This is a genomic window from Kocuria sp. p3-SID1428 (assembly GCF_025149945.1).
GTDB lineage: Bacteria > Actinomycetota > Actinomycetes > Actinomycetales > Micrococcaceae > Kocuria.
In genome coordinates, this window is record NZ_JALXVH010000010.1 from 1 (window position 1) to 23,114 (window position 23,114).

The following is a 23,114-nucleotide window of genomic DNA, read 5'->3' on the forward strand; positions in this document are numbered from 1 at the left end:
CGCGAGGCCCCCCCCCCCGGCGGGGGGGGGACCCCGTGGCCTTGGAGCAGAGATCTGAGATCTGTCGACGCAGGTCAGGCGGTCGGCGGGAACTCGCCCTCGTGGTCGACGGAGTCGCTCGCGTCGTTCCAGGTGAAGGTCGACTCGGCGCGGCCCTGGGGTGCGGCGTTGGGTTCGTCACCCTCCAGATACCGGTAGGTGATGGAGATCGCGCCGTCGTCGATCCGCTCGATCTGCGGGACGAAGGCCTGCGGCTCGGCCGTGGCCGTGCCCTTGTAGATGCCGTGGTGGAACAGCATCACGCTGTTGGCCGAGGAGGCGGTGCCGCCGTGCGGGACGACGATCCACGACAGGTCGGCGCAGCGGTCGTAGCCGGAGGTGTCGGCATGGTCGAGCATCTCCGTGCTGTCGTCGGCGCTGAGGACGAGGGCGCCCCAGACGGAGACGGCCTCTTCGCCGGTGAGGTCGGAGCAGGACTGTGAAGGCTGGTTCTGGGGTGGGGCGACGTCTGCGGCGTGGGCCGCAGCACCGGTGCCGAGCAGTAGAGCGGAGGCCGCCGCGCCGGCGATGACGGAGTCTCGGAGCTGGGTGCGGTTCATGAGTCTCACCTCGTGAGGATCGATCGTGCTGAAGCGTCTGGGTTCCGGTGCTCAGAAAGGCCGCCGCCCGCCCAGAGGGCGGACGGCGGAGAGGGGATCAGAAGGTGTCCGGGAACTCGCCCGAGAGCTCGACGGAATCGGACTCCTCGTCCCAGGTGAAGGTGGACTCCGTTGTGCCCTCCGGGCCGACGGCATCGTCGCGCTGGCCGTACGGGTACTCGACATCCAGCGTGTGCTCGTCCACCCGCTCGATCTCCGGGGTCCACTCGTAGGCCTCGGCGGTGTCCGTGCCCAGGTACTGGCCGTCGTGGAAGAGCATCACCATGGAGTAGCCCGGGCTGCCGGCGGGCATGCCCTCGTCGGTGGCGTAGCTGACGGTGATGGCCGAGAGGCCGTCGCAGGGGTCGTAGTGCTCGGTGTCGGCCATGCCGCTGTCGGCGGTCCAGGTGTAGTGGCCGTCGTCGGCGTCCGGCAGGTCGTCGGCCTTCTTGTCGAAGGCCTCCTGGCCGGTCAGTCCGTCGCACTTCTCGGCGGCGGCAGCCTGGTCGGCCTCGTACGGGTCGGTGGTGGGGCCCGCAGATGCGGCCTGTGCCGCGACGCCCGAGCCCAGGAAGAGCAGGGAAGCCGCTCCGGTGGCGATGGTGGCGCTGCGGATCTGCTTGCTGTTCATCGTGCTCACCTCTTCGGTGTGTCCTGCATCGCGATTTGCGATGGCACCTACGTTGGTAGTCGTGATTCGCGATCGCAAGGGGTTGTGATCGGACTGTGATGTTCGGCCGCTGGGCGGACCGCCGAGCCTGTCGCCGGTAGGGTGTCCTCCCGTGGCTCTTACTATCGGAATCGTCGGTCTCCCCAACGTCGGCAAGTCGACCCTGTTCAATGCGCTGACCCGCAACACCGTGCTCGCGGCGAACTACCCGTTCGCCACGATCGAGCCGAATGTGGGCGTGGTCAGCCTTCCGGACGAGCGCCTGGATGCGCTCGCGGGCATCTTCGGGTCGCAGAAGATCCTCCCGGCCACGGTGTCGTTCGTGGATATCGCGGGCATCGTGAAGGGCGCCTCCGAGGGGGAGGGGCTGGGCAATCAGTTCCTGGCCAACATCCGCGAGGCGCACGCCATCGCCCAGGTGGTCCGCGCCTTCGACGACCCCGACGTCGTCCATGTGGACGGGAAGATCGATCCCGCCTCCGACATGGAGACCATCAACACCGAGCTGGTGCTCGCCGACCTGCAGACCCTCGAGAACGCGATCCCGCGCCTGGAGAAGCAGGTCAAGATCAAGAAGGCGGACCCCGCCAAGCTCGCTGCCTATCAGGCGGCCTACGAGGTGCTCTCCGAGGGGCACACGATCTACTCCCGCAAGGACTCGCTGGAGCTCGATCAGATCCGCGACCTCACGCTGCTGTCGGCCAAGCCGTTCATCTTCGTCTTCAACTGCGACGAGGGCGTGCTCGGCTCGGCCGAGCGCCAGGCTGAGCTGGCCGAGCTCGTGGCCCCGGCCGAGGCCGTGTTCCTGGACGCCAAGCTCGAGTCCGAGCTCGTGGAGCTCTCCGAGGAGGAGGCTGCCGAGATGCTCGAGATGTCCGGGCAGGACGAGGCCGGTCTGGACAAGCTGGCCCGTGTGGGCTTCGAGACCCTCGGGCTGCAGACCTACCTCACCGCCGGGCCCAAGGAGGCCCGCGCCTGGACCATCAACAAGGGCGACACCGCTCCGCAGGCTGCCGGTGTCATCCACACGGACTTCGAGCGCGGGTTCATCAAGGCCGAGATCGTGTCCTTCGACGACCTCGTGGCCGCCGGCTCCATGGCCGATGCCAAGGCCGCCGGCAAGGTGCGCATGGAGGGCAAGGACTACGTCATGCAGGACGGGGACGTGGTGGAGTTCCGTAGCGGACTACAGTCTGGCGGCAAGAAGTGAAGACGAGACTGGGAGCGCTGGCATGAGTGATCTGATTCCACTGCGTAACGCTTGTGTGCCACGAGAGGATGTGCTTCAGGGTGGTCTCGCCGATAACCACTTCGCAGCACAGCTCGACAAGGTTGTACGTGACGCCGAGCACTATCCGGTTTACGGCGACGCGGAGGCATTCTTTGCTCAGACCTACCCGACCTCCGGGTTGAAGACCCTTCTCACCAAGACCTTCGGTCGTATTGCTGGGGCGAGAGGCGTGGCAGGAGAGAACGGAGTCTTGCGGCCCACTACCTCCTTTGGTGGAGGCAAGACCCACGGCCTCACAGCGGTCTACCACCTGGCCGGTGGGGCGCGACCCGCCAACATCGCAGAGTTCATCGACCCAAGTCTGCTCCCGGACGGTGCCGTTCAGGTTGCCGCGCTCGTCGGCGATGCTCTCGACCCCACCGCCGGGGTTGACACCGATGGCCACCGCACCTACGCCCTGTGGGGCGAGATGGCGGCACAGATCGGTGACAACGCCTTCTCGGTGATGGCTGCCAATGACGCCGAGCGCACGGCGCCGGGAACAGGCACCATCAAGGCGGCGTTCGGCGGCAGGCCAACGATCGTCATCGTGGACGAGATCGCCAAGTACCTGCGAGCGGTGTCGTCCTCGGGGAGCGAGGACGTGCGTCGCATGGCCCGAGCGATCCCGGTGTTCCTGGGGAACCTGTTCGAGGTCGCGTCTGACCCGACCAATCGGGTCTCAGTCATCATCACCCTGGCGGCGACCACCAACGCGTTCGGCGCAGAGACCACCGAGATCAGCGACCTCACCAGCGACGAGAAAGAACGGGCCGACGCGGCGAACGCCGCCTCCGTCAAGGCAGTGGAAGAGACCGGGGACGTACTGACCCGCGCCGTGCAACCGTCCGCAGTGATCCGCCCTGCCGATGACAACGAGATCGGCGAAATCCTCAAGAAGCGCATCTTTGCCTCGGTCGATCAGACCGCGGAAACCGCTGCTGGTGACGCCTACCGAGACCTGTACGAGACACTCGGCAAGACCGAGCAGCTGGCGGGCGGCGCCGAACACCCTGCGACCTACGGCGAGTTGGTCACCAAGACGTACCCGTTCCACCCCGAGCTCGTTCGTGTCCTGGACAAGCGCCTGGGCAACATCACACAGTTCCAGCGAGCAAGAGGCGCGTTGAAGTTGCTGGCTGAGGTCGTGGCACACATCTACGCGACGAACGATGACACCGCGATCATCAACGTTGGCGACATCGATTACGGCAACGATGCGGTGCTGAACCACCTCACCGATGGTCTCGGACGGGCCGAATACGCCTCGGTGGCAGAGGGCGATTTCGCAGGCAAGCAGTCGCACGCCGCAGCAGTGGACGGCGAAGTCTTCCCTGGTAAACCCGCTTACACCAATCGCGTTGCCCGCACCGTGTTCACACATTCACTTGAGATGGTGGCGAGCGCTGGAGCGGGCCGAAACGACTGGATTGTCGGCACGCTCCGCCCGGGCGAGGAGGCCGCCATCTTCGAGAAGGCACTCACGGAGTCCGAGAAGGTCTTCTGGCATCTGTCGTTCGATGGCGGGCGATGGCGCTTCAACATCGAGCCGAATGTCAACGCCATCATCGAGACCGAGAAGCGCAACGTCGCCAATACCGCAGTAGCGGCGATGGTCTACACACTTATCCGCAATGTGTTCGCCAACGATGGTGGTGCCAAAGCCGTGCACTTCCCGTCGGGGCCCGCCGAGGTTCACGACGAAGCGGGCCTGAGAGTTGTGGTGCTTGACTATAACGTCGTGGCCGTCACGCAGAAGGGCGCAGAACAGCCGCCCGCAGCGATCGTCGAGATGCTTGACAAAGTGGGTTCCGTCGGCAGCCCGCGGACCTACCGCAACGCTGTGGTGTTCGCGGTCCCAGACGAGGAGCAGGTCGAGGTTCTGAAGGACCGTGCTCGCGCCCTTATCGCTTCCAACAACCTTGCCAGCGACGCCGCTCGACTCGCACAGTTCAGCGACGAGGTGCGCAAGAAGGTGGAGGATTACAACAAGAAGGCCGCCCTCGACGCTCGCATCGCCGTGACGCGTTGCTACAAGCACATCTACTTCCCCTCCGGCGACAAGGGCACGAGGTACTTGCGCCATCGTGAGCTTCCCACTCAGGCACAGGGCGACACAAAGAACGCGACCTCGGCGGTGTTGAGCTTGCTGGAAGACGAGGACAAGATTCGGAGCAGTCCGTTCACCGCCTCGTATCTCCGGTCGAAGACCTGGCACGCTGCAAGCTCCGCCACGACACGCTCGATCGCCGACTACTTCTGGACAGATCACACGATCCAGATCGTCCGCAACCCAAACCTGATTCGTGAAGCGATCGTCAACGGGGTGAAGAACGAGAGCTGGGTCTACTACGACGCGGGCACGGGGAAGACCTACACAGCGAGCACGATGACCGGGTTCTCGCCCGAGATGAAGCCTGACGCCGAGGTGATGACTGCTTCCGAAGCTCAGTCACGAGGCCTGCTCGTTCGCAAGCCGACCCAGACCGACTTGCGTGCCGTCATCACCAACGATGACCTCACCGGAGCCGAGATACGCTCCGGCCTCGAAGCACGGTGCGGCGGTGAGCCCACCAAGACCGACGTCTTGGAGCTGCTCGCCACCGCGGTACAAGCCAGCGACTACAAGTGGTTCGTTGTCCTCGACGCAGAGCCTGCTCCCGGCGTCCGGGCATTGTCGCCGTCCGCGATCAAGGACAAAGGTCTCGACGGCCTGCGCATTCTCAGCCGGGAAGCGGCGGATGCGCAGGAGATCGAGGTGTCGACCCGCACCCCGAACTCGAAGACCTTCAACGCGTCGGGCCCAGGCGGTGCGGCAATGCAGAGCCTCCTCGATCAGATTTCCGACTTCACCGTGCCGACGGTAAGCACGATGACCTTGAAGGTCACCGCCGACGGGGCCTCAGGCACCAGCGATATCGACCTCGCCGTGGCAGCGCTCGGCATGCTGCAAAAGCAGCACATCACCGTTCGTGGGACGATCCGCGCCGAGTTCAAGGGAGTCAACGGCGGAGTCCAGTTCCAGGGCACCGCCGACCGGCAAGACTTCCAGTCTGCGTACAACCATGTGAAGAAGGCCATCACCGGTGCGGTCAAGGTAGCGGGGGAGGTCACCCTCGTCTTCCGCTTCACCCCGGCTCTGGACATCACCGATGCCCAGTTCGGCCAGATTCACACGGTTATCAAGAACCTCGGCATGAAGAGCACCACGATGACAGCCGAGGTCACCAGGTGAGTGCCGTCAAGCGCATCCGCCCCGCATCCCACCTCGCGCTAGTTGAAGGGGTGCGAGGGTTCCGCCTCGTTGTCACGCCGGGCCGAGGCGAGACCTTCGGCGTGACGCTTGAAGAAACCTACGGCGAAAACGGCGGCACGATCACCGCGCCGGTGACCACCGCCACACCCATTCAGGCGGGTCGCGTGGTCGATGCGCTCTTCGTTGCGATCCGCAAGGCCGGGCATCAACCGAGCGTCCTTGCATTCAAGCGCAAAGCCCCCATCCGCCTTGGCGAGGCTGAGGGAGTCCGTCTGGCGCTCGTCCTGCTTGCGAGCCAACCCATTGCCAAGCATGAGCGGGTCCGGGCACTCGTCGCCGGAATCAACGCCATGAGCGTCGAGGAGACCTACTACTGGTACTCCAAGTGCATGGGACTCGATGGCAACCGCGCCCGCAAGGCACTCAGAACCCTCCTCGCCGACTAAGGACACGACATGACCACTTCAAGACCACGAGTTCTCATCGAGGACTGGCTACCCGTCGCAGAGCTCGGCATCGAGTCGCGGCGAGAGCGCGGAGCGGCCTCAGCCCTGCCACCGCTTTCGTTCCTTCACATCTGGTGGGCCCGTCGTCCACTCGTAGCCTCCGCCGCTGTCGCACTCGCGGGCGTCATGCCGGCCTGGACCGAAGAGCTGGCCGAATCGTTCCCAGAAGCGCCGGAAGTTCGCACTGAATCGGCCTACAGGGCATGGCTACTTCGCCTCGTCGGCATCCTGGGTGACCCCGTCAAGGGAAGACGCATGATCGATGCCGCCAACGCCGCTGGCGTGAAATTGCAGGGCAACGGTTACGGCTACCGCCAGGCGTTCCGAAACGCAGTGTCGCGCTCAGACATCGACCTGCTTCACACCGTTCTTCGTCGCACCTGGGGCGAGCTTCCGACCATTGCTGACCCGACCGCCGGTGGGGGATCAATCCCTTGGGCTGCGAGCCGACTTGGGCTACCTGTCGTCGCGAACGACCTCAACGGAGTCGCGGCCAGCGTGCTGAAGGCAGGCGTCGAGATACCTGCAACCCGCGGTCTCGACCTGCTCCCTGTTATCAGGAAGTGGGGCGACGTGCTCGTCAAGCGAGTGGAGAAGCGACTCAAGGAGTTCTTCCCGCTCAACGAAGGGGAAAGCGTCATCGCCTACATCTGGGCGAACGCCGTCCCTTGCCCGCGTACGGGCCGGCTCGTGCCACTGCTGACGGACAAGTGGCTCCGCAAGACCGCGAACAAGGAGGCCGCAGTCCGAATGGTCACGTCTATCGACGGGACGGAGCTACGGGAGCCACGCTTCGAGGTCACGCTCGGCCGGGCCGTAGACAAGCTTGATGCCAGCGCCGGCACCATGGCGCGGGGCAAAGCGATCTCCCCGTACGACAACTTGGTTATCGAGGGAAATTACATCAAAGAGGCGGCCCAGAACGGCCAGATGACGCAAGTTCTTTACGCTGTCGCTGTTCGCAAGCCGTCAGGCGAGCGTACGTTCAGGGCGCCGAACGAGCGCGATCGCGAAGCACTTGACGCAGCGGATCGTCACTTCGGTCAAGTCAAGGAGGCGTGGCTTGCGAGCGGTATCCTTCCCACCGAGGAGTTCCCCGATGGCAACGACCTCCGCCCGAAGAACTACGGTCTCGAACGCTGGATCGACTTCTACACGCCCAGGCAGGCTCTGGTCCATGGCACGTTCGGCGAGGAGTTCGCCCGTCTGATCCCCGAAGTGCGAAAAGAGCTCGGCCCGGGCGCAGAAGATGTTCTGTTCGAATTGGCGCTTATGCAAGGCAAGGCGCTCAACTGGAACTCGCGCCTCTCGTCTTGGGACGTGTCACGTCAGAAGATGAGGAGTGTGTTCGACCGACACGACTTCGCTTTCAAGTGGACGTTCGCAGAGTTCGAGGGTGCCAGGGCGCTGTACTCATGGTGCCTCGACCAGTTGGAGGACGCCTACGGCGGAATCGCTCGCCTTCTGGATGAGACCGGTGCCGCGGAGCCGGGCAAGACCGAGCGCCTTGAGCGACAAGTCACTGTCACCCAAGGCAGCGCGGCGAGTCTCACGCTCGGTGATGGCTCTGTAACTCACATTTGCATGGACCCGCCGTACTACGACAACGTGATGTACGCCGAACTCGCTGATTACTTCTACGTCTGGGAGAAGAGAACGCTCGGGCGGCTCGTGCCGGACTTCTTCCACGATGACCTGACCGATAAGGACAACGAGGCAGTCGCCAATACCGCCCGGTTTGCGATGATGGGTAAGCGGAAGAAGGCGCTCGCCGACCTGGACTACGAGACGAAGATGACATCCATCTTCTCCGAATCGCGGCGGGTTCTCGCTGAGGACGGTGTCCTGTCCGTCATGTTTACTCACAAGCGCGCCGAAGCATGGGACACCCTGGGTATGGGCCTTCTTCAGGCCGGTTTCACCATCGAAACATCTTGGCCGGTGAACACCGAAGCTGAGGTCTCGCTCCATCAGGCCAACATGAACTCTGCGGCTTCGACGATCATGTTGGTCTGTCGTAAGCGTGCCGACCGCGATGACGATCACAAGGTTTATCTCGATGACATCGAGCACGACATCCGGCAAGCGGCACGTGAGGCCGCCACGCGGTTCCAACACGATGGGATCGACGGCGTTGACCTTCTCCTCTCGACATACGGCCCGACGCTGTCGGTGATCTCGCAGAACTGGCCCGTTTATTCTTCCACTCCCGATGCCGATGGGCGGGATCAGTTGCTCCGCCCCGAGGATGCCCTGGCCTTGGCGCGCGAGGAGATCGTGGATCTTCGTCGTTCCCGCCTCGTCGGGCAGGCGGCAAAGGTGGATGGTCTCACCGACTTCGTTCTCTTGGCATGGGACACGTTTGGTGCGCGCGAGTTCCCCTTTGATACGGCACGCCTCCTGGCTCTCGCGGTAGGAGGGTTGGACGTCGATGAGCTGGAACGCGCGAAGATTGTCTCTAAGGTGTCTGGCAAGGTCAAACTCTTGACGCCCAAGGAACGCCTACGTCGGGGGGCCGACTCTGGGCTGCCTGGCGTGACGCCGGAAGCATCCTCGTTCGAGTACGTCATCGACGCGGTTGATACCGCTCTCTATATTGCCGAGGTGGACGGCCAACAGGCCGCAAAGCGGTTTCTCGACCGTCATGGATATACCAGCGACGCCGGGTTTATTTCCACCCTGCAAGGTCTGGCGAAGGCGATCCCGCGGACCAAGGTGAAGGGCGCCTGGGTTGTGCGTGAGGCCGGGCTCATCGACACTCTCTGCACCCTGTACTTCGAGGATGTCGTGTTGCCGGGGGCAGAGGAGATGGCAGCACCGACGGACCCCGACGAAAACACGCTGTTCGACGTGGAGTGACATGACCCCGGACGACAGCGACGCTCTATCACCTGTATCGCCGGCGCCACCTGGCGGACCGGCGAGTCCTGAGCTGTTTTCGGGCGACTCTATTTCGTCGCCGGATTCGTTCCAATCTGTTGATCTGGCAGCAACCTACTCGCCGGACGACCACCCGTTCGAGACGTTCTATCTACCGTTGCTGTCTCGGGCGGTGACCTACGACAGAGCCGTGGGCTACTGGTCAGCATCCGAGCTTCAGTACGCAGCGCAGGGCACCGCCCATTTCCTCGCGAACGGCGGCAAGATGCGCCTGATCGTCGGCGCGCAACTCGCACAACGAGACGTGGACGCCGTCATCGAGGGCAAGCCGCTCGACGACGTAGTGGCGGAGAGGCTGCTAGCAGACCCGGACCTTGCCGGGACACGGATCGTGCACAGCGAGCATCTGAGCGTGCTTGCGTGGATGGTCGCCACGGACAGGCTTGAGATTCGCGTCGGTGTCCCAAGGGGAGAAGACGGTGAGCTGCTGACGCACCTACAGTCGGGACGATACTTCCACACCAAGTACGGCATATTCGCGGATCGGTACGAGAATCGAGTCGCATTCAACGGATCGAACAACTCATCAGTGACGGCCTGGGCGAGGAACCATGAGACGTTCGACGCCTACCCATCCTGGAATGTGCCGATCTGGGACTACCTGGGTGTCCACAAGGTGCTCGACTTCGAGAAGCACTGGACCGACAACGCCGACGCAGGTTGGGCAGTCATCGACCTGCCGTCGGCAGTGCGGAAGCACCTCATCGAGCACGCCCCCGAGACCCCGCCGCTTCCACCCGGCGTTGTCTTGCCACCTAGGGAGACGCCGACCTCGTCCGAAGACGACACCGAGGAGTTCGATGTCGAGGCGGCATGGGACGAGCTTGTCGCACTGCGCGACGCACCAACCGAATCACCCTGGACGGGTGTCGGATCGGCATGGGCGCAGCCTCTCCCGCACCAAGCGGAGCTCATCAGCCGTGTCGTGAGCACCTACCCGCGCGGCTACCTGCTCGCCGACGAGGTTGGGCTCGGAAAGACCGTGGAAGCGGGCATGGTCCTCCGCGAACTCTTCACATCAGGCCAGGCGAAGAAGGCGCTGCTGCTCGTCCCCGCCTCCGTGATGAAGCAGTGGCAAGAGGAACTCCACGAGAAGATGAACCTCGATGTTGCCCGCTTCGACAAGGGTGCTTTCGTAGATCGTTACGATGCGCCAATCCCGGTCGATCCGAACGCCAATCCCTGGGCCGCGTTTCCCATCGTGCTCGCTTCGTCGCACCTTGCTCGCCGTCGCGACCGCCGGCGGCAAATACTCGACGCCGGTCCGTGGGACGTAGTCCTGGTTGACGAGGCTCATCACGCCCGGCGACGCGGCTCCAAGCCGACTGACACTCCGAACTCATTGCTGGCGCTACTTCAAGAGATGCGCGACAAGGAGATGTGGCGGGCGCTGTACCTCGCCACGGCAACACCGATGCAGATGAACCCACATGAAGCCTGGGATTTGATCTCCCTGCTCGCGCTCAAGGGTCGATGGGGCGTCAGCGCCGAAGACTTCATCCGGTACTTCAAGCTGCTGGCAATCGACCCGATGCACCGGCACTGGGACCTGTTGTGCGCGATGCTGGAGGACTACTTCGCTGACCCACAGGCCGAGCTGGACGCTGACCTCGAACAGGAGATCGACGACGCACTCGGCTGGACGGGCGCGTACGTGGTCACGGCTCTAGCCGGGAACCCGCCGAGCGCAGACCTGAAGGCCAAGTTCCCGAACGAGACCTCCGAGTGGATGGACAAGTGGCTCCGTCGCCACACTCCGATGCGGGATCGTGTCTTCCGCAACACCCGAAAGACCATGCGCGACTACCAGGCAGCCGGGATCATCCCTGACGACGTGGTGATCCCGTATCGCCACGTCAAGGACGAGTTCATTCCGCTACAACTGAACGAGCGACGCCTGTACGAGCGGATTGAGGAGTACATCCGCCGGCACTACAACGCTTACATGGCCGAGGCTGGCAATCAGGCACTCGGGTTCATCATGACCGTCTATCGCCGCCGACTGACCTCCTCGTTCGAAGCGATCAAACGGTCTCTTCGCCGTCGCCTGAGTGTGTTGGAGAACGGCAAAAACCTCGCCGAGCTGCTCACCGACGACGACAACGTAGATGTCGAAGGTTCGCTGTTCGAGCCAGAGGCCTTCGACACGAGAGCCGACCGCCTCCGTGACGAAATCGCAGAGCTCAAGTCGTTCCTCCAAGACCTCGATAGCATCACGGGCGAAGACAGCAAAGCGAGCAAACTTGTTGCCGACGTGACCGAGGCTCTGAACACGTACTCCTCTGCCGTCGTCTTCACCCAGTACGCCGACACGATGGACTACGTCCGCGAGCGGCTTCTCACGGCGGGGTACCGCCGCCTCGGCTGCTACTCGGGCCGAGGTGGGGAGGTCTACAACGTCGAGTCTGGAAGCTGGACCGAGGTTACGAAGTCGGAGATCAAGACCAGGTTCCGCAGTGGCGAGCTTGAAGTCCTCATCGGTACAGACTCCATGAGCGAAGGTCTGAACCTGCAAACGTCCGGGCGACTCATCAACTACGACATGCCCTGGAACCTCATGCGCGTCGAGCAGCGAATCGGGCGCGTTGACCGCATCGGTGCGTCGTACAAAGACATCCGCATCAGCAACTATTTCTACGCTGACACGGTTGAGGAGCAGGTCTACAAGGGCATCGCCGAGGACTACGGTGACTTCACCGATATCGTGGGCGACGCGGCCCCAGTGCTCGCCAATATTGAGAAGGCCATCGAGCGGTTGGCGTTGACCGGCCACGCAACGACCACCGAGATCGACTCCGAAGTCGGACAGATTCGACAGCAGGTCGAGGACATCCAGAATGAGCCTGTCCGCAACGACGACATGGGCGAACCAGGCGATGGCGGTCGGATCAAGCAGCCGCCAACGCTGGAGGGCGGGACATCCCTGCGAGACCTGGAACGCGTACTCACCGCGAACGGCCTAACCAGTGCTGCCTTCGAGCCCGACCCTTCCCGTCCTCGGGTGTATTGGCTCCAGCCCCCGGCGGAAGCACTCTCAGCTCTGTCCTTCCAAAAAGACGATGGCGTGCACGACATCGAGGAATACTTCGACCCGTCGCCGCTCGCACCACTGCCGGTGACGTTCGATCGTGCTACCTGGGATGAGAGCGATGACGCTGACCTGGTCTTCCTGACTTATGGGACACCTGAACTCGCGGCGCTGTTGCCCGCTGACACCGAGCACTTCAGAAGCGCCTGAGCGGCGCCGACAATTCTGAGCGCCGGCGGGGCTGTTTGATGTGATCGGGCCTATCTCTCGTTTTGGTCTATAGCGTCTCTGCTGAGGTGCTCCCGTGGTGCCGTTCTTGGCGCGTCTGTTGGCACGGAGGTCTGTCGGCACCAGAGCAGCGCAGAACGCCGCGGCGTGCGTTGAATGGGCGTCGTAGATGGTGTCAACGAGACGCGCAGAAGGGTGAGGGCAGTGAGTGGAGTTCCGGTTCAACGTGTGAGCGAGTCGCCGTTCACCCTCGCGACTGGGTGAGTTCCTCTGCGAACTCCGTCAGGAACTGGTCGCCAGCCGCCGTGCTGCGGGGGGGGGCGACGGTGCCCAGGGGACATTGCCCTCGAGGTGATGTTGCGCCGCGAGATGGGCGATGAGGGCCCGGGTGGAGTCGCTGGCGAGGCCTATCGTCTGGGCGCTCCGGCGCGCGACAGCGATGCTCCGAGATCCGTCCCCGCTCATCGGTAGACCTCTCTGCGGTGCCCGACCCGGAGGATCAGCACGACCAGCTCATCATCCACGACGTCATAGACGAGTCGGTGGTCACCGATTCGGATGCGCAACTCGCCCTCGCCGCCCTGAAGCTTGATGCAACCGGGTGGGCGAGGGTCATCAGCAAGGGCGTTGAGTGCCTCGAGAATACGTCGGGCGGTCTGACGATCGAGCTTCCGGAGGGCTTTCGCCGTCGAGGCGACGTAGGTGACGCGATACGCCACGGATCAGAGTCCGAGCTCGGCGACCAGATCCTCATGGGAGACGCGCTCGGTCTCTTCACGCGCGGCCGCCGCAGCACGGATGTCGGCCTGATCTTCCAACGCTTGGAGTGCGCGATCGTAGAACTCCGGGGACACGACGACCGCGCGACGACCAGCGCCGCGCGAGGTGATCTCGACGGGCTCGCGCTGTGCTGCGGCGATGAGTTCGGCCTGGCGGCTGCGGAAGTCGGAGAGCGTCACGGAAGTCATGTCCTGATGGTACATCTTGTACAAGATGGCGTGATGGTCACTTGCAGGGGCCGCTCTGCGCGGCGCCGTGATCGGGATGTCGAGGACCTGAGGATCCCGCCGGGGAACCAACCGTCGGGAGAGGCTTGCAGGCGATCGTCGCGGACAGCTCCGTCGAGCGGTCCGAGGCAAGGCGGCGCGCTTCCATGATCCCGTGCAGATCGGGGCCTGGGCCCAGGGTGGCGAGATCGAGCTCGCGAACGCGATCTTCGAGTACATCGAGGTGTTCTACAACCGTCGTCGACGGCACTGCTGCCTCGAGTACGCGACACCCCACGACTACGACCTCGCCCGCACCCCGCGGGCACTGACCACCACCGGAAGCTAGCGACCAAGAGTGGAAACCAAACCAAACCGTAGGGCAGGTCAAGATGTCACCGGATCGTGCAGCAGACCCAAATGACGTGGCAGCAGATCTGCAGGGCAAGAGAGTCGCGATCCTCGCCGCGGACGGGGTCGAGCGCGTCGAACTCGAGCAACCCCGCGAGGCTCTGGACAGGGCCGGCGCTCGGACCGAGGTTCTCGCGGTCGATGAGGGCGAGATCCAGGCCGGCGAGAACGACCTAAATCAGGCGGGGACGTTCGGCGTCGACGGGCTGGTGGCTGAGGCCTCGGTGGCCGACTACGACGCCTTGGTGCCTCCGGGCGGCACGGTGAACCCCGACAAGCTCCGGGTCGACGAGGACGCTGTCGCCTTCGTCCGGGACTTCGTCGAGAGCGGCAAGCCGGTGGCGGCGATCTGTCACGGACCGTGGACGTTGATCGAGGCCGACGTGGTCACCGGTCGCACTCTGACGTCCTTCCCGAGCATCCGCACGGATCTGCGCAATGCCGGCGCGAACGTCGTCGACCAGGAGGTCGTGGTCGACAAGAATCTCATCACCAGCCGCTCGCCGGAGGACCTGCCGGCGTTCTCCGAGGTGATCGTGTCCCAACTTGCGGGCACCACGACAAAGGAAGAGGAGACATCATGAGTGTGACCAAGGGATTGCTGGTCAGGTTTGACGCGTTGCCCGGCAAGGAGGACGACGTGAAGGAGTTCCTTGACAGCGGCCGTGCGCTTGTTGAGGAGGAGCCGGCGACCACCGCGTGGTTCGCGATCCGCCTCGGGCCCTCCTCCTTCGGGCTCTTCGACGTGTTCCCCGATGACGCCGGACGTGACGCTCACCTGTCCGGCCCTGTTGCGGTAGCTCTCGGCGAGCAGACCGGTGCGTTGTTCTCCGAACCGACGATCGAGAAGCTCGACGTGTTGGGCTCCAAACTTCCCGCCTGACCCCACAGACCGGGAGTACTGACCCCGACATGAGGGGTCGTTGCGCGCGGTAACTTCGGGCTGACACAGCCCGTTGACGTCGTGGCAGTGGCCCCTTACTTTTGAGGTCTATCTCACATCCTTAAAAGATCGAGGAACCGCGATGACAGGAATTGACGACGACGTTGCCCCGACGCGTTCACCCGAGGTAGCAGTGATCGGGGGCGGGATCGTCGGTCTGTCGACGGCGTACGCGCTGCGAGAGCAGGGCGTGCCGGTGCGCTTGTACGAGGCCGGTCTGCCCGGATCGGGTCAGTCCGCGGGCGAGTCGCGGATCTTCCGGCATGCCCACGACGACCCGCGACTCGTCGCTTTCGCGCGCGAAAGCCGCGGCATATGGGATGAGTGGGCCGAACACTTCGACGTCGAGCTGGTCTCATCAGACGGTGTCGTGGCGATCGGCGACAGCGCCCTGGCGCGGCTGCGGGTGCTCGACGAGGTCGGCGGCGTGGAAGCGCACGAGATCGATGCAGCCGAGCTCGCCCAGCGAATGCCGCTGCTCGCTGGGTACTCGGGGCCAGCGATGCTCGACGAGTCGGGCGGCGCGATCCGCACCCGCGCGGCGATCACGGCACTCGCGGGTGCCCTCGGAGATGCCGTCACCACCGCAGAGGTCATCTCCATCGATCCCCGCGCCGATGGAACGGTCGAGGTGCGCAGCGTCGCCGACCGGGCTGTCTACTCCAAGGTGGTCGTGTGCGCCGGCCGCGAAACCGCCCGCCTGGCCCGCAGCGTCGGCCTGTCGCTGCCGGTTCGCCTTGCCGCACACGTCCGGCTGACCTTCGACGTGAAAGACGCCGCCCCGGCACGAGTAGCGTGCCTGCAGGACAGCAGCGGCGTCTTCGGCGAAGTCGGCGTTTACGCGACGCCGCTACCGGGCAACAGCAGTTATTCGGTCGGACTCAGCGACACCGTGGGCGTCCGCGACGACGGAACGTTCATCGACCCTGCGGCGATTCGATCGCTGGACGAACGCGCGCGCGAATACGTGACACGGGCGCTGCCCGGTCTCCACCCAGAGCCGCGCGACTTTCTTCACTGCTGGGTGACCGACCTCCCATGGAGCGAGGACGGCGTGGCCGTGTGGGAGGCAGACTCTGTCATGTTTGTGGCCGGTCACAATCTGTTCAAGCAGGCACCTGCGCTGGGTCGTGCTCTTGCCCGGGCTGCCACCGGCGGCGGTCTCGCCGCCGACCTCACGCCCGCCGCTCGCCTCGGCGAAGCCCAGCGATAGTTCGCCTGACCCCAGAACGGACGCACTCAATGGGTAAACGTCTCCTCGTCGAGGACAACGGCAGCCCGCCCTGGGTCAACCCAAAAGTCGCGGCTGGACAGCAGTCACCGGCTCAACCACCTTGTCATGGGGTGTCTTCATCGTGAGGATCGGTACGCGGAGGTGCCGCAGCGGGATCCGCTCGCGGTGCGACCCGTCGCGGGATGATGAAACCGCGTCGCAGCGCGAGGTTCGGACCTAGCCGTCAGGTTGTATGCTGCGCTCATCGGGCGACACCGCGTGCACGGTGATGTGGGGGCGGGCGTTGTCGACGTACCACTTGTGGTTCCACAGCGCGGCTTCGTCCTCTGGCTGCGTGGCGGCCGAGGTGTCCCATGCGCGAACAATGATCTGGTGCTCACCTTGGTGAAGATCAACCTCGATCCTCCAATGCCGCCAAGCCCACGGTCCGAGGTCGTCCAACAACTCGGCCGGCTCCCAGGTCACTCCACGGTCCAGCGAGACGTCGACGCGAGAGACCGACCGCTCGCCGCTGGCGAAGGCGTAACCGCGGATCTCCAACGGGCCCGGGGCGGCCCTGGCACCGTCGTCCGGGGACACCACGTCTTGGAAGTAGCCGGCCCAGGGAGTGCTGCGGACGGCGATCTCCTCGAGCACTTGACGCTACGCGCGCCAATGTAGCCCGGGACGACCACGCGCACCGGGGCGCCGTGCACGGGGGCGAGGGGCTCGCCGTTCATCGCCCACGCCAGGATGACCTCTGCGCGGACGGCCTTCGCCAACGGGACGGAGCCTCCGAAACGCTGCGCGGGTCGGGCCTCGGTGGAGATGTCGGCCCCGACGAACCCGATGTGTTCGACCCCCGGGAGCGGATTGGCGAGCGCGAGCACGTCAGCGAAGACGATGCCGCTCCACGTCGCCGTGCCGGTTGCGCCGGGTCCCCACGGCGCCTCGCCAGGGAGGTCACGGACCGCCATGAGTCCCGCACGTCTGTTGCCGGCGCACTGCAGGGTAGCGGTCACCTCGCGCTCAGCGAACACCTCGCGCAAAATCGACAACGACAGCTCGAGCTCGCGTTCAACCGCACCGTGAATCCGCAGACGCCACGCGTCAGGATCCACCTCGGGCACCTCGCCGTGTCCGCGAACGTAGAACGCGTCCGTCGGAGTATGAATCGGCCCGGGTTTGATGCCGCTGCTGTTTGAGTCCGGAAGGATGGACAGCATGCCGAAGAAGATCGATCCCCAGCTGCGAACGAGGTGCGCGCGGCTCCTCAGGGACCATTCCCAGGAGTACCCCACCCTTACTGCCGCAGTTACCGCGGTCTCCCGGCGGGAGGGCGTTTCGCGGGAGTCCGTGCGGCACTGGCTGGCCCAGGCCGAGGTCGGTGATGGGACCCGTCCCGGCGTCACGACCGAGGAGTCTGTCGAGGTCAAACGGTTGAAGGCCGAGAATAAGCGGCTGCGGGAGGACAATGAGATCCTGCGCCGGGCCTCGATTTTCTTCGCGGGGAGCTCGAGCCCCGAAACCGCTGATCTGAGCGTTCATCGACGAGATGCGTGCCGAGGGCTACGCAGTCGAGTCGATCCTGCGCGTCCTGTCCCAGCAGGGCCTGAGCATCGCTGCACGCACCTACCGGTCCTGGAAGCAGCCGGCCCGCCTCGCCGGCACCTCCCGCGCGGCGGTGGACCGGGCGATGCGCCCCCTCGGCCTCGAGGGCATCCGGCGGGCGAAGAAGCGGCGCACCACGATCCCTGGCCCTGAGGGGAAACGGGCGGGTGACCTGCTCAATCGCGACTTCACGGCCCCGGCTGCGAACCTGGTCTGGGTCACCGATTTCACGTACGTCGGCACCTGGGCCGGGTTCGTGTACGTCGCGTTCGTCGTCGACGTGTTCGCTCAGCGGATCGTGGGCTGGCACGCGTCCTCGAGCATGCGCACCGATCTCGTCATGACGCCACTGCGGATCGCAGTACACGTCGATCCGGTGCACCGAGCACCTCGACCTCGAGGGCATCGCTGCCTCGATCGGGACCGTCGGCGATGCGTTCGATAACGCGCTCATGGAGACGATCAACGGGCTCTACAAGACCGAGTGCATCCGCACCACCGTCTTCCACCACGGCCCGTTCCGGACGCTCTCAGACGTCGAGTTCGCGACTGCCGGCTGGGTCGACTGGTACAACAACCGCCGCCTCCACGGCTCCCTGGGGATGCTGACCCCGGTAGAGTTCGAGACGCTGCACTACGAGGCCCTCACCCGAGAGCCCGCACCCACAAAGTAGCGGCAGAGAACCCGGACCGATTCAAAGACGTCTTCACAGACCTCGACTTCGTTCCCGGCCAGGAGCCTCACCGAGTCACGATCGAGCGCAGGGACGAGATGCGACGGGAGCTCGAAGAGCTCTGGGCCGTAGAAGGATCGGAGTCATACCCGAAGGAAGGGCCACAGCGTGAGCACATGCGCCGCATGCTGGGCCTGAGGGTGCCCCATCCGAAGCCGGAGCAGGAGCGCGGACCGCGCAGCTTCGCGAAGTAAGTCACCGGATACGAACGCATCGCGTGGTTGGCACCGCCTGCCGAGCCCACGCCGCCAACAAGGTTCGAGCGACCGGGGTGGACCGAAAAGGGGTGAACCTGTAGTTACGACCGGTATCAGCCTGGTTCGGCGTTGTGGTGGCTTGAGGGCCGGTTGAGCCACTGCGATAATCTGGCGAACCACCCGGGAGGCCTAGTTCTGCCTTCCATCAAGTCTTGCTCGTCCTTGAAGCAGTTGATCACCGGCATCGGAAAGTCGAAGAACTGAGAATCCCACCCCTCGGGCCTCTGCTCTTCCGCCCACCACTGGTATCGGACACCGACTGATCCGACATAGGCCGCCATCACGCACCCTCTGATCTCTGTGCGTTCACGATCGGTCCAGACGAAGTCCCCGCTCAGCGTCAGCCCTCTGCCTACGACTCGGTGGACTGAGTCTGTGGTCACGAGCGCCATGTGGGCGTCGGGCATGTCATCGTCTCCGTCCAAGAATGCTCGGAGGGAGTCGGGGACCGGCAGGCCGGAGCGGACCATGCGGCAGCCGAAGTGCTTGCCGTAGTACCGGGCGAGGTCGAGCGTGTCCTTTCGCCATGTGTCACCATAGATCGCCTCGAAGGAAACCCCTGGCTGGATACGTACCCGCCTCGAGTCGAGGTAGGTCGAGAACGTGGCGTACGCCCGGTCGAACGGCTGCGAGCGAGCGTTGTTGCAGGTGTCGCACATGGACTTCGGAAACTTCACGACTCCGTAGCGGTCGCGCTTGATCCCGCTTTTGCCGCGGATCTCACGCGTATCTCCGTCGCCGACCCAGACCAGATAATCATCCCCCATCAGCCGGGCGAGGTCGGTCTGCTTGTATTTGTGCTCACCGGTGGTGGCGGAACGTTCGCGACACCACCAGCACCGCCCGCCCGAGCTCACCTTCAGGTGATCGAGGGCTCCAGGCGAAAGCCACTCCTGTGATGATTCGGCCTCCATGGCCATGTGCTCCCCTCCCCGGCCGCCCACGTCCGCGTGCCTCGATCTGCACGCGGCTCGTCATGTCCCGCCCGCTCAATGTTCCCATGCAGGTCCGACATTCCAGTGGTCTCGGACCGTCTCATGAACATCTCCTTGATGAGACTTGACGAGGCCCCCGCATTCCTGCGCGTTCCTCAGTCTCAGAAAGCCGGTTCGGAAAGTGCCCGTCGCGGTAAGGGGTTGTCGAGACTGGGACTGCCGCCCGATCAGGTGACAGGGTGGCCACGTCGAGCTGACGTCGTGGAATAAGGCGCGCATGCGAGCATGGACGGTCGTGGCCGAGCTGGAGGGCCGCGTCGTGGGGTTCGCGGACCTTTGCGACGGGGGCCTGCTCGACATGCTGTTCGTCCACCCGGACGCTCGCGGTCGCGGGGTGGCGCGGGCTTTCGTATCGGCGGTGTTCGATCATGCCCGGCAGGCCAGGATGTCCCGGATCGACACGCACGCGAGCAGGCCTGCTCGCCCGGTCTTCGAAAGCCTCGGCTTCGTCGTCGACCAGGAGAATCCGGACAACCGAGTGCGGGATGTCCGCGTCCCGAACTGCGATATGCCCATCGATCTGAGCGAGGGCGACGAACAGCCGATCTCCGGCGGCCGGCATGTCGTCTCGAGCTATGCGTCAAGACCCGCGGAAGAGCCCCCGAGCCCGCGTCGGCGAGACCGTTCGACGTGACCTCCCGCAGCTTCGGTTTCGAGACTGCAGTGAGACATGTCTCGCACCTCATTGGCCGCCAGCCGACGCTCAGCCAGATCGCCAGGCTGGGGCAGTCCCGCTTCCGGGCGTCATGACGTCGAGGCCGAGGGGGTTCGCGGTGCCTCGTCCGTCGGGTGCGGCTCAGAATCAAGCAGGTCTCTCAGGAAGAATCCGTGCGGCCCACGGGGCGGCATCAGCTGCGCGACGAATCCGGCGGAAGATCCTGCGTGGACGCTGCGGGTCTCGAGGTGCGGGGCAGGTGCTCGCGCTGCTGGTCGTGGTGCTCCGGGTCCCGGAGCAGGGACTGCGCCTGCGGCCCCGGCTCGATCACCAGGACGTCCGAGCCGGTCTTGATGTCGTGCTCGCGCAGCGCGGCGAGCACGGCGAGGATCACGTCGTGCTGCGCGGCCCGTGTCTCCAGCTGCAGCGCCCCGGACCAGAACCGAAGCTCCATGCGCACGGTGGTGGTCCCCACCTCGCTGAGCAGCGCGTCCGGTGCTGGCTCATCCAGCACCGAGGGGAGGCCCGCCATCGCCTCGACGGCCACCTTCCGGGCCAGGGCGAGGTCTGCGGAGTCGTCGATGTCGACCGCCACCGTCGTGCGGATGCGCTCGAAGCCGGTCTGCACGGCCACGACCTCCGAGTGGAGCACGCCGTTGGGCACGATGACCAGGCGGCCGTCGAAGGTGCGAAGCGTCGTCGAGGTGGCGTCGATCCGTGTGATGGTCCCTGCGTGGTCGGCGACGGCGATCTGATCGCCGACGCGGAAGATGTCGCGGCTGACCAGGACGATGCCAGCGAACATGTTGCCCAGCACCGTCTGGAAGGCGATGCCGGCGGCGATGGAGATCACGCCGACGCCGCCGAGCACGTCGACCGGGCGGACGCTGGGGAAGGCGACGGTCAGTCCGGCGCCGATCCCGAGCAGCAGCACTGCCCAGCCGGCCAGGCGGCCGAAGACCGCAGCGGCGCTGGGGCTGCGATGGCGCCAGCGCAGCAGGGTCCGCACCGCGAGTCCTACGAGGCGCGACAGGACCCATGCCGCGATGATCACCGCGAGGCCGTAGAGGATGCCCTCCATGGTCACGGGCGGCAGCGCATTCATCGGCTCTCCTTCTCGTCGATCAGACGGCGCATCCGGTGGATGGGGCCTCGATATGGCGGGAGCGCGACGGTGTCGAGATCATCCAGGACCTCGCGGAGGCAGTCTGGGATGCGTGTCGAGTCACTGCCCCAGTGGGCCAGTTCGGTGAAGGCCAGCTCCAGCAGCTGCTCGACGGACTGAGGGCGGTAGATCAGGCGGGTCACCCCTTCGCCGTCGGCGGCATGGCCGCTGGGAACGGGGCGCTGCACCGCCCGGCGCAGGATGCTGTGCAGGGCCTCGATGGCCTGGGTCGCCGTCGTCGGGTCGTTGATCCCGGGCGACAGCGCCCGCTCGGCGATGTCCACCAGCTGCCTCAGCCCGAACGCCACGTCCTGGCGCAGGGAGCGGTCGCGGTTCAGGGTGATCAGGCCGCGCAGGTCGTCCATAAGGGCGTCGGGGACCGGGGCGTCCGCGGCATGCTGGATCTGGGCGACGGGCACGCCTGTCACCACGTGGTCGCCCACCTGCTTGTCGATGGTCACGACGACGTCGTGGCGCTCGGCCAGCGAGACGATGCGTCGGTAGTCGATGTCGGTGATGCGCTGATCCGAGGCCTTCGCGAAGACGTCGGTGGGAGTGCCCTCGGCCGAAGGGCTCCACCGCGGCGGGCGGCTCTGCCTCCCGGTCTCGTGCTGGTCGGCGGGGATCATCCGATCCAGGGTCGTGGTCGTCGCCGCGAGGGTGCGGGCCACCACCTCCTGCACCTGGATCGACATGGTGATGTGGTGGATGAAGGCCAGGAAGCAGCCGACGCTGGCGACCACCAGGAGGTAGGCGGCGCTCGTGGCGAGCTGCGGCACGAAAGCATCGTCCCCCTCGGCGGCGCCCCGGACCGAGCGCAGGACGGTGAGCGAGTAGATGAACGTTCCCGTGAACACGCCCAGCGTGACCTGCGTGATGCGGCTGTCCAGGAAGGAGCCGAGCACGCGCGGGGAGAACTGGCTGCTGGCCAGCTGCAGGACGACCATGGTGACGAAGAAGACCAGACCGGTCACCGAGATCATGGCCGAGGTGATGGTGCCCAGCACGCTGCGGGCGCTGTCCGGGCCGCCTTGGAAGAGCACGGCCGCCCATGGCCACACGGTCTCGTCGACCAGAGGCAGCCCTAGCCCGAAGGCCACGGCGGCCACGGCCATGGCGCAGGGAACGGCCCAGAACGGCTCCCAGAGGCGCTGCCACCACGACATGCGCGAGACCTGCGGAACCCAGCTGGGTTCCCGTGCGTCCTGGGGCGTCATGGCGCCTGCCTCTGGGTCTATGAGCTCGAGTCGTGCCGGAACATCATGGCATGACGTCGAGCGGGCCACTCGACTCGCTGTCAGGGTCCTCCACCGCCGGGAATAGTTGACACGTCCACCAGGTTGATGGGGGCATGAAGGCATTCGGATTCCTCAGCTTCGGTCACTACGGCTCCGGGCGCGGCCCCGGCGACCCAGACGCGCGTCAGGTCCTCCGTGACGCCGTCGAGATCGCCGAGGGCGCCGACGAGATGGGCGTCAACGGCGCGTACTTCCGCGTCCACCACTTCGCGCGCCAGGGCGCGGCCCCGGTGCCGCTGCTCAGCGCCATCGCCGCACGCACGCAGCGCATCGAGGTGGGCACCGGCGTCATCGACATGCGCTAGAGCAT

Annotated in this window: 17 protein-coding genes and 4 pseudogenes; 12 read left to right on the top strand and 9 right to left on the bottom strand. The window is 65.1% G+C overall.

Annotated features, from left to right (window positions below; all coding sequences use genetic code 11):
- Positions 1–74: 74 nt before the first annotated feature.
- Complete coding sequence (locus tag M3E84_RS03620) at positions 75–599, bottom strand: LppP/LprE family lipoprotein (protein ID WP_259894629.1); 525 nt, start codon at positions 597–599, stop codon at positions 75–77.
- Between the two features lie 97 nt (positions 600–696).
- Entirely contained in the window at positions 697–1,269 is a 573-nt protein-coding gene (locus M3E84_RS03625) for an LppP/LprE family lipoprotein (protein ID WP_259894630.1), read from the bottom strand.
- Between the two features lie 151 nt (positions 1,270–1,420).
- Here M3E84_RS03625 and ychF point away from each other — a divergent pair, with 151 nt between their 5' ends.
- Genes ychF through M3E84_RS03650 form a run of 5 tightly spaced genes read left to right on the top strand, consistent with a single transcriptional unit; the run spans position 1,421 to position 12,518 of the window.
- On the top strand, positions 1,421–2,518 hold the full coding sequence (ychF, locus tag M3E84_RS03630) for a redox-regulated ATPase YchF (protein WP_259894631.1): 1,098 nt from the start codon (positions 1,421–1,423) through the stop codon (positions 2,516–2,518).
- A gap of 22 nt (positions 2,519–2,540) precedes the next feature.
- Entirely contained in the window at positions 2,541–5,813 is a 3,273-nt protein-coding gene (locus M3E84_RS03635; RefSeq protein ID WP_259894632.1) for an ATP-binding protein, read from the top strand.
- A complete protein-coding gene (locus tag M3E84_RS03640) occupies positions 5,810–6,280 on the top strand; it encodes a hypothetical protein (RefSeq protein ID WP_259894633.1) in 471 nt (156 codons plus the stop codon). Before M3E84_RS03635 ends, M3E84_RS03640 begins: the two co-directional genes overlap by 4 nt.
- A gap of 9 nt (positions 6,281–6,289) precedes the next feature.
- Positions 6,290–9,199 (top strand): DUF1156 domain-containing protein, encoded by a 2,910-nt coding sequence (locus M3E84_RS03645; protein WP_259894634.1) that lies wholly within the window; start codon positions 6,290–6,292, stop codon positions 9,197–9,199.
- 1 nt (position 9,200) lies between these two features.
- Complete coding sequence (locus M3E84_RS03650; RefSeq protein ID WP_259894635.1) at positions 9,201–12,518, top strand: DEAD/DEAH box helicase; 3,318 nt, start codon at positions 9,201–9,203, stop codon at positions 12,516–12,518.
- A gap of 479 nt (positions 12,519–12,997) precedes the next feature.
- On the opposite strand, the gene M3E84_RS03655 is transcribed toward M3E84_RS03650, so the two are convergent.
- Together M3E84_RS03655 and M3E84_RS03660 are read right to left on the bottom strand one after the other, a co-directional pair.
- The gene (locus tag M3E84_RS03655; protein ID WP_259894636.1) at positions 12,998–13,255 is read right to left on the bottom strand and encodes a type II toxin-antitoxin system RelE/ParE family toxin; all 258 of its coding nucleotides are present in this window, start codon (positions 13,253–13,255) and stop codon (positions 12,998–13,000) included.
- Between the two features lie 3 nt (positions 13,256–13,258).
- The gene (locus M3E84_RS03660; protein WP_259894637.1) at positions 13,259–13,504 is read right to left on the bottom strand and encodes a type II toxin-antitoxin system Phd/YefM family antitoxin; all 246 of its coding nucleotides are present in this window, start codon (positions 13,502–13,504) and stop codon (positions 13,259–13,261) included.
- 226 nt (positions 13,505–13,730) lie between these two features.
- On the opposite strand from M3E84_RS03660, the pseudogene M3E84_RS03665 reads away from it, so the two are divergent.
- The 4 genes and pseudogenes from M3E84_RS03665 to M3E84_RS03680 form a co-directional block, all read left to right on the top strand.
- Positions 13,731–13,871 (top strand): annotated as a pseudogene (locus M3E84_RS03665) (IS3 family transposase); the annotation flags it as partial.
- Positions 13,872–13,947: 76 nt separating this feature from the next.
- A complete protein-coding gene (locus tag M3E84_RS03670) occupies positions 13,948–14,517 on the top strand; it encodes a type 1 glutamine amidotransferase domain-containing protein (protein ID WP_259894638.1) in 570 nt (189 codons plus the stop codon).
- Positions 14,514–14,816: a putative quinol monooxygenase gene (locus M3E84_RS03675; protein ID WP_259894639.1), complete on the top strand. Its 303-nt coding sequence runs from the start codon at positions 14,514–14,516 to the stop codon at positions 14,814–14,816. Before M3E84_RS03670 ends, M3E84_RS03675 begins: the two co-directional genes overlap by 4 nt.
- Before the next feature lie 142 nt (positions 14,817–14,958).
- Positions 14,959–16,089: an FAD-binding oxidoreductase gene (locus tag M3E84_RS03680; RefSeq protein ID WP_259894640.1), complete on the top strand. Its 1,131-nt coding sequence runs from the start codon at positions 14,959–14,961 to the stop codon at positions 16,087–16,089.
- 237 nt (positions 16,090–16,326) lie between these two features.
- Here the strand turns inward: M3E84_RS03680 and M3E84_RS03685 are convergent, their stop codons facing one another.
- Positions 16,327–16,746 carry a hypothetical protein gene (locus tag M3E84_RS03685; protein WP_259894641.1) on the bottom strand — a complete coding sequence of 140 codons (420 nt, stop codon included), beginning with the start codon at positions 16,744–16,746 and terminating at the stop codon, positions 16,327–16,329.
- Positions 16,747–16,802: 56 nt separating this feature from the next.
- Positions 16,803–17,315: pseudogene (locus tag M3E84_RS12465) on the bottom strand (molybdopterin-dependent oxidoreductase); the annotation flags it as partial.
- Between M3E84_RS12465 and M3E84_RS03690 the strand changes: the two are divergent.
- Positions 17,314–18,374, top strand: a pseudogene (locus M3E84_RS03690) (IS3 family transposase). The pseudogenes M3E84_RS12465 and M3E84_RS03690 sit on opposite strands and share 2 nt — an antisense overlap.
- Positions 18,375–18,744: 370 nt before the next feature.
- Here the strand turns inward: M3E84_RS03690 and M3E84_RS03695 are convergent.
- On the bottom strand, positions 18,745–19,611 hold the full coding sequence (locus M3E84_RS03695; RefSeq protein ID WP_259894642.1) for a hypothetical protein: 867 nt from the start codon (positions 19,609–19,611) through the stop codon (positions 18,745–18,747).
- Between the two features lie 292 nt (positions 19,612–19,903).
- Here M3E84_RS03695 and M3E84_RS03700 point away from each other — a divergent pair, with 292 nt between their 5' ends.
- Positions 19,904–20,320: a GNAT family N-acetyltransferase gene (locus tag M3E84_RS03700; RefSeq protein ID WP_396415554.1), complete on the top strand. Its 417-nt coding sequence runs from the start codon at positions 19,904–19,906 to the stop codon at positions 20,318–20,320.
- Between the two features lie 214 nt (positions 20,321–20,534).
- Here the strand turns inward: M3E84_RS03700 and M3E84_RS03705 are convergent, their stop codons facing one another.
- Positions 20,535–21,446 (bottom strand): mechanosensitive ion channel family protein, encoded by a 912-nt coding sequence (locus M3E84_RS03705; protein ID WP_259894644.1) that lies wholly within the window; start codon positions 21,444–21,446, stop codon positions 20,535–20,537.
- Positions 21,443–22,723, bottom strand: coding sequence for a DUF2254 domain-containing protein (locus M3E84_RS03710; protein ID WP_259894645.1), 1,281 nt, complete (start codon positions 22,721–22,723; stop codon positions 21,443–21,445). Before M3E84_RS03710 ends, M3E84_RS03705 begins: the two co-directional genes overlap by 4 nt.
- Positions 22,724–22,857: 134 nt before the next feature.
- Here M3E84_RS03710 and M3E84_RS03715 point away from each other — a divergent pair.
- A pseudogene (locus M3E84_RS03715) lies at positions 22,858–23,106 on the top strand (LLM class flavin-dependent oxidoreductase); the annotation flags it as partial.
- Positions 23,107–23,114 lie beyond the last annotated feature (8 nt).

Coding starts and splice junctions, on each gene's coding strand:
- M3E84_RS03620 (WP_259894629.1), bottom strand. CDS start 599: ATGAACCGCACCCAGCTCCGAGACTCCGTCATCGCCGGCGCGGCGGCC.
- M3E84_RS03695 (WP_259894642.1), bottom strand. CDS start 19,611: ATGGCCATGGAGGCCGAATCATCACAGGAGTGGCTTTCGCCTGGAGCC.
- M3E84_RS03710 (WP_259894645.1), bottom strand. CDS start 22,723: ATGACGCCCCAGGACGCACGGGAACCCAGCTGGGTTCCGCAGGTCTCG.
- M3E84_RS03635 (WP_259894632.1), top strand. CDS start 2,541: ATGAGTGATCTGATTCCACTGCGTAACGCTTGTGTGCCACGAGAGGAT.
- M3E84_RS03675 (WP_259894639.1), top strand. CDS start 14,514: ATGAGTGTGACCAAGGGATTGCTGGTCAGGTTTGACGCGTTGCCCGGC.
- M3E84_RS03700 (WP_396415554.1), top strand. CDS start 19,904: ATGCGAGCATGGACGGTCGTGGCCGAGCTGGAGGGCCGCGTCGTGGGG.
- M3E84_RS03645 (WP_259894634.1), top strand. CDS start 6,290: ATGACCACTTCAAGACCACGAGTTCTCATCGAGGACTGGCTACCCGTC.
- M3E84_RS03705 (WP_259894644.1), bottom strand. CDS start 21,446: ATGAATGCGCTGCCGCCCGTGACCATGGAGGGCATCCTCTACGGCCTC.
- M3E84_RS03625 (WP_259894630.1), bottom strand. CDS start 1,269: ATGAACAGCAAGCAGATCCGCAGCGCCACCATCGCCACCGGAGCGGCT.
- M3E84_RS03660 (WP_259894637.1), bottom strand. CDS start 13,504: ATGACTTCCGTGACGCTCTCCGACTTCCGCAGCCGCCAGGCCGAACTC.
- M3E84_RS03680 (WP_259894640.1), top strand. CDS start 14,959: ATGACAGGAATTGACGACGACGTTGCCCCGACGCGTTCACCCGAGGTA.
- M3E84_RS03650 (WP_259894635.1), top strand. CDS start 9,201: ATGACCCCGGACGACAGCGACGCTCTATCACCTGTATCGCCGGCGCCA.